Origin of the sequence: Pseudomonas sp. GZD-222, assembly GCF_049310525.1 — a bacterium.
In the GTDB taxonomy this organism is placed as follows: domain Bacteria; phylum Pseudomonadota; class Gammaproteobacteria; order Pseudomonadales; family Pseudomonadaceae; genus Aquipseudomonas.
The window spans coordinates 1-5,254 of the sequence record NZ_JBMOWO010000031.1; the positions used below are offsets into that span (position 1 = coordinate 1).

5 protein-coding genes are annotated in these 5,254 nt (G+C 60.9%); 2 read left to right on the forward strand and 3 right to left on the reverse strand.

The window, feature by feature from the left end; all coding sequences use genetic code 11:
* Nucleotides 1-57: 57 nt before the first annotated feature.
* From ACO6VD_RS06090 to ACO6VD_RS06100, 3 genes are read right to left on the reverse strand one after another with little or no spacing between them, the layout of a single operon-like run.
* Complete coding sequence (locus ACO6VD_RS06090; RefSeq protein WP_422417691.1) at nucleotides 58-618, reverse strand: cob(I)yrinic acid a,c-diamide adenosyltransferase; 561 nt, start codon at nucleotides 616-618, stop codon at nucleotides 58-60.
* A 2-nt stretch (nucleotides 619-620) separates the two neighbouring features.
* Nucleotides 621-2,657: an ATP-binding protein gene (locus tag ACO6VD_RS06095; protein WP_422417692.1), complete on the reverse strand. Its 2,037-nt coding sequence runs from the start codon at nucleotides 2,655-2,657 to the stop codon at nucleotides 621-623.
* A gap of 50 nt (nucleotides 2,658-2,707) precedes the next feature.
* Nucleotides 2,708-3,625: a putative 2-dehydropantoate 2-reductase gene (locus ACO6VD_RS06100; protein WP_422417693.1), complete on the reverse strand. Its 918-nt coding sequence runs from the start codon at nucleotides 3,623-3,625 to the stop codon at nucleotides 2,708-2,710.
* A gap of 114 nt (nucleotides 3,626-3,739) precedes the next feature.
* Here ACO6VD_RS06100 and ACO6VD_RS06105 point away from each other — a divergent pair, with 114 nt between their 5' ends.
* Nucleotides 3,740-4,225, forward strand: a complete 486-nt coding sequence (locus tag ACO6VD_RS06105; RefSeq protein ID WP_128323918.1) for a YajQ family cyclic di-GMP-binding protein — start codon at nucleotides 3,740-3,742, stop codon at nucleotides 4,223-4,225.
* 113 nt (nucleotides 4,226-4,338) lie between these two features.
* Nucleotides 4,339-5,181, forward strand: a complete 843-nt coding sequence (locus ACO6VD_RS06110) for a mechanosensitive ion channel family protein (RefSeq protein WP_422417694.1) — start codon at nucleotides 4,339-4,341, stop codon at nucleotides 5,179-5,181.
* The last annotated feature ends 73 nt before the right edge of the window (nucleotides 5,182-5,254 follow it).

Below are 5,254 nucleotides of genomic sequence, written 5' to 3' on the forward strand. Positions count from 1 at the left end.
AGCCACCTCCCCCAACCGGCAAAAGAGGGGGGGACTCCCTCCCCCCCACAATGGCCCTTACGGTTTCGCCGCTGCCTGCCAAAGCACCTCAGCTACTCCCTGGCGCCGGCCGATCAACCGCGCCGCAACAAATAGCAAATCCGACAACCGGTTGATATACGCCAGGCCAACCCCGGCCAGCGGCTCGACACTGTTCAACTGCTGGCAGCGCCGCTCGGCACTGCGGGCCAGGCTGCGGCACACATGGGCCTGAGCGATTAGCGCCGAGCCACTGGGCAGGATGAAATTCTCAAGCGGCCCCAGCTCCTCGTTCCAGCGATCGATAGCCGCTTCCAGGCGCTCCACTTCCGCTGCGTTCAGGGCCTGATAACTGGGCATCGCCAGCTCACCGCCGAGATCGAACAAGCGGTGTTGGCAAGGCGCCAGTACCTCGATGACTTCTTCCAGCTGGTGTTCGGCCAACCCGGCCAGCAGCAATCCCAACTGACTGTTAAGGCTGTCGACCTCGCCAATGGCCTCGATCCGCGGATGATCCTTGGGCACCCGGCGACCGTCGCCCAGGCCGGTCTCGCCCTTGTCGCCGGTACGGGTGTAGATCTTCGACAAGCGAAAGCCCATGTTCAAGACTCCATTTTGTGTGGCTCGACCACAGTCGGCGAGCTATTGGCCAGCGGCAGGCGCAAGGTGAAGCAGGTGCCTTGTCCCGGTGCCGATTGCACCTCCATCTGGCCTTTGTGATTGTTGGTGATGATGAAATACGACACCGACAGGCCCAGGCCTGTGCCCTGGCCAATCTCTTTGGTGGTGAAGAAGGGTTCGAAGGTGCGCTTACGGACAGCCTCGGGCATACCGACACCGTTGTCTTCCACCTGGATCTCGGCCCAGGGCGGATTGAGCCGGGTGCGCAGGGTGATCCGCCCGGGCTCGCTGTCGTCTTCGCGCAGGTGGATGGCCTGGGCGGCGTTTTTCAGCAAGTTGAGCAGCACCTGCTCCAGTTCGTTCGCCGTGCACGGTACCGGCCCCAGGTTGGGGTCGAACTGGCGAATGATGGCCTGGCCCTTGAAGTCGAAGCCGATGGTCAGGTCGAAGTCATTACCGGCAATTTCCACCGCCTGGTCGATCAGCGCCGGCAAGTCGCAGGGGGCCAGTTGACGGTTGCTGCGCCGGCTGAAACTGAGCATGTGGGTGACGATCTTGGCGGCGCGGGCCCCGGCTTGCTGAATGCCGTCGAGCAACTGCGGGACTTCACGGCTTTCCAGGTAGCGGTTGACCACAGGCAGATCGATGCCGAGCTCGTCCGCCTGCTCCTGGTTTTTCGCCAGGTCCGGAGACAGGCGCCGGCGAATGTTCTGCACGTTGTGCAGGATCGCGCCCAACGGGTTGTTGATCTCATGGGCCATGCCGGCGGCCAGGCCACCTACCGAGAGCATCTTTTCCGACTGCACCATCATTTCTTCCAGGGACAGGCGCTGGGTGATGTCATCGATACGGATCACCACGCCACGTCCTCCACCACCCATCAACGGATAGAAGGTCAGGGCGTAATGCCGGGCATCATCATTTTTGGTCCAGGTCACCCGTTCGATCTTCGCTACCCGGTGCTTCTCGACGCTTTCCTTGAGCTGCGGCAGGAAGGGCTTGAGCGGTTCGAAGGCGAGGAAGATCGGCTGGTTCAGTGCTTCGTCCAGCGGCGTGCCGGAGAGGGCACTGGCCTCCTGGTTCCACTGGGTCACGTAGAGCTGTTCATCGAGGGCGATCAGCGCCGAAGGCATGGAGTCGATGATGCTGTTGAGGTAGTTCTGGAAACCGGTGAGTTTCTTCTCGATCTTGCTGCGTACCTGGACTTCCAGTTCCAGCTTGCGGTTGGTGTGGCGGGTTTCCTCGGCCAGGCCCTGGGCCTGGTCGTAGGCATCCTGGAACTCATCACGGGCGCGCTTGAGCTGTTGCTCTCGTGCTTCGATGCGCGTGAGCATGGTGTTGAAGGCTTCGGCCAGGCTGCCGATTTCGTCGTCGTTGCCGCGCTGGGCGCGCAGGGAATAGTTTTCCTCGCGGGTGACCTGGCGTGACAATTGTTCGAGCTGGTTGATCGGCTGAGTGATCAGGCGCTTGATCTGCCGGGCAATGATCATCCACAACAGGATGCTGAACACCAGAATGCCCAAGCTGGCGGTGAGGATACCGGTGTAGAAGGCCATGGGGAGTTCACTGCTGGCCACCATCAACAGATAGCCAGGGGGACTGCCAGGGCGTGGCAGTTTGGTCAGCTGGGTACTGCGAAACTCGGTCAGGCGCCAGTTCTCGATATGGCGGTAGCGTGTGGGTAGAGGCAGTTGCTCGCCATGTTGCAGCTGCGCGAGCAGTTTGCCATCGCTGCCGTACACCGCCGCTGCGCGCAACGGGGTGTAGCTGTCGAGCTCCTTGAGCAGCGTATTGGCCGCCTCGGGTGAATCGGCGGCACTCGCCGAAAGCTGTGGATTGGCTACCAGTCGACCGATGGTCTGCAGTGCTTGCGGCGCCATGCTCTCCTGGGAAATCCAGTAAGCGGCGCTGATGAAAGTCAGGTTGGCCACCAGCAAAATAGTGATCAACAGCACCAGCAGGGCGGCCAGCAGTTTCTGGCCGACCGGCAGATTTTCCAGGCGTTCGCGCAACGTCATGTGATAGCGGGATCCCGGTTTGTGGGTGAAAGGGCAGGGTAACGCTGCGTTCAGTCGCAGGGCAATCCGCGTGCATGCAGGTGTTCGAGCAGACGCCGGTAGAGTCGCTCCAGATGCGGCAGTTCAAGGCCGTGGCGGCTGGCGACGCGGCAGGCGTGGCCAAGCAGGTAATGGATTTCGGTACGTCGACCCTGGCGAACATCCTGATACATGGAAGAGTAGTTGGCGGCCGTGGCTTTAATCACCCGTTCCACTTCTTCGCTCAAGCCCTCGGCGGCTTCGGGCTGGCCACAGCACTGCAGCAATTCGGCCAGCTCCGCACAGAGGGTGGCCACTTCACAGTGGTGCGCCTCCAGGCCACCGTTGCGGCAGTCATGCAGCACGGTCAGCGGGTTGATTGCACAATTGAGCGCCAGCTTGCGCCACAGGCGGGTGAGGATGTCCGGGGTCCACTCGTGGGGGATGCCCGCGTCGGTCAGGTCATCGAGCCACTCCGGGGTTAGCGGGTTGGCCTGATCGCCCAGCCAGTTGAAGCCATGGCCGGCGAAGTGGACCTGCCAGTCGGCCTCGCGAAATGCGCCTTCGGTGCTGGAGGCGAAGATGCAGCGGGCATGCGGGACCTGATTGGCGACAGCGTCCTGGCTGCCCAGGCCGTTCTGCAGCAGGATCAGCTCGGCACCGTGGGCCAGGCGTGGCGCCAGCTGTTTAACCGCCGCTTCGGCGTCATAGGCCTTGCAGGCCAGCAGCAGGCGATGAATGGGCGTGCTGTCCTGAGCGGTTTGCGCTGGAATCGCGTGTAACTGTGCCTGGCCCTTTTCGATCAGGGTCAGGCCGCCGGCCGCTTCATACGCCTTGAGGCGCTCTGCGTCGCGCAGGATCAGGCGGACCGCTTTGCCCGCACGGGCCAGTCGGCAGGCCCAGAGGCTGCCCAGACTACCGGCGCCGAGAATATGCCAGGTGCTGCTCATCAGCGTATCGCAACCGTTATAATGAGCCGGTATTTTAACCGTCAAACCCTGCGCGCTCCATCGCGCTCTTTCATCAGAGCGGCGAGCGTGCGTTTATTTTTTTGGAGAGAAGGTATGCCGTCGTTCGACGTGGTATCGGAACTGGACAAGCACGAAGTCACCAACGCCGTTGAAAACGCGGTCAAGGATCTGGACCGTCGCTATGACCTCAAGGGCAAGGGCAGCTTCGAATTCAAGGAAAAGGACCTGACCGTCACCCTGACCGCCGAAGCCGAATTCCAGCTCGAAGCGATGATCGAGATTCTCAAGCTGGCCCTGGTCAAGCGCAAGATCGACGTCCAGTGCCTGGAAGTGAAGGATGCCTACGCGTCGGGCAAAGTGATGAAGCAGGATGCAACCCTCAAGGAAGGCATCGACAAAGAGCTGGCGAAGAAAATCGTCGCTCACATCAAAGACGCCAAGCTCAAGGTCCAGGCCGCCATCCAGGGTGAGCAGGTACGGGTCACCGGCAAGAAGCGTGACGACCTGCAGGAAGCCATTGCCGCACTGCGTGCCAAAGAATTCGGTATGCCGCTGCAGTTCAACAACTTCCGCGACTGATCGAAGCATTTCGGGAACCTTGGCGCCATTCTGGCGTCCGAGGTTTCTGTTGCCGCTGAAACGATTGCGGCGCGATTTATACAGCTTTTGCCCTTCGGCATCAGGAGAACATTATGGATTTGAGTGCTGAAGTCGATCAGCTGGTTAAAACGTCGCAAACCTGGCTGCCGCTGATCATGGAGTATGGCAGCCGCCTGTTGCTGGCACTGCTGACCCTGGCCATTGGCTGGTGGGTGATCAACAAGGTGACGTACCGCCTGGGCAAATTGCTCGCGTTGCGCAATGCCGACCTCGCGCTGCAAGGTTTTATCAGCAGCCTGGCGAACATCATTCTGAAAATTCTGCTGGTGGTCAGCGTTGCCTCGATGATCGGTATCGAGACCACCTCGTTTGTCGCCGCCATCGGTGCTGCGGGCCTGGCCATCGGTCTGGCGCTGCAAGGCAGCCTGGCGAACTTTGCCGGCGGCGTGCTGATTCTGCTGTTCCGTCCGTTTCGTCTGGGTGACTGGATCGAAGCTCAAGGTGTTTCGGGCACCGTGGACAGCATCCAGATCTTCCACACCGTGCTGCGTACCGGTGACAACAAGACGGTGATCCTGCCTAACGGCGGCCTGTCCAACGGCATCATTACCAACACCAACCGTCAGCCGACCCGTAAGGTCGTGTTCGATGTCGGTGTCGATTACGAAGCCGATCTGCAGAAAGCCCGTCAGGTGTTGCTGGAACTGGCCAAAGACCCACGCATCCATCAGGATCCGATCCCACAGGCCGTTGTCTCGCTGCTGGGCGACAGCGCGATCACGCTGTCCTTGCGGGTCTGGGTCAACACTGCGGATTACTGGGATGTGATGTTCATGCTCAACGAGCATGCGCGTGATCGTTTGAAGGAAGAGGGTATCGATATTCCCTTTCCGCAACGAGTGATCCGCGTAGTACAGGAAACGGCGGTGCAATAAGTCCCGGCCTGATCGCGGGGGGGGAAGAACCCCCCCCCCCCCCCCCCAGGAGAGAGGGCATCCCTCAAGGACT

Excerpts from the sequence above, each read along its gene's own strand:
- ACO6VD_RS06090 (WP_422417691.1), bottom strand. The coding sequence starts at position 618 with ATGGGCTTTCGCTTGTCGAAGATCTACACCCGTACCGGCGACAAGGGC.
- ACO6VD_RS06095 (WP_422417692.1), bottom strand. The coding sequence starts at position 2,657 with ATGACGTTGCGCGAACGCCTGGAAAATCTGCCGGTCGGCCAGAAACTG.
- ACO6VD_RS06100 (WP_422417693.1), bottom strand. The coding sequence starts at position 3,625 with ATGAGCAGCACCTGGCATATTCTCGGCGCCGGTAGTCTGGGCAGCCTC.
- ACO6VD_RS06105 (WP_128323918.1), top strand. The coding sequence starts at position 3,740 with ATGCCGTCGTTCGACGTGGTATCGGAACTGGACAAGCACGAAGTCACC.
- ACO6VD_RS06110 (WP_422417694.1), top strand. The coding sequence starts at position 4,339 with ATGGATTTGAGTGCTGAAGTCGATCAGCTGGTTAAAACGTCGCAAACC.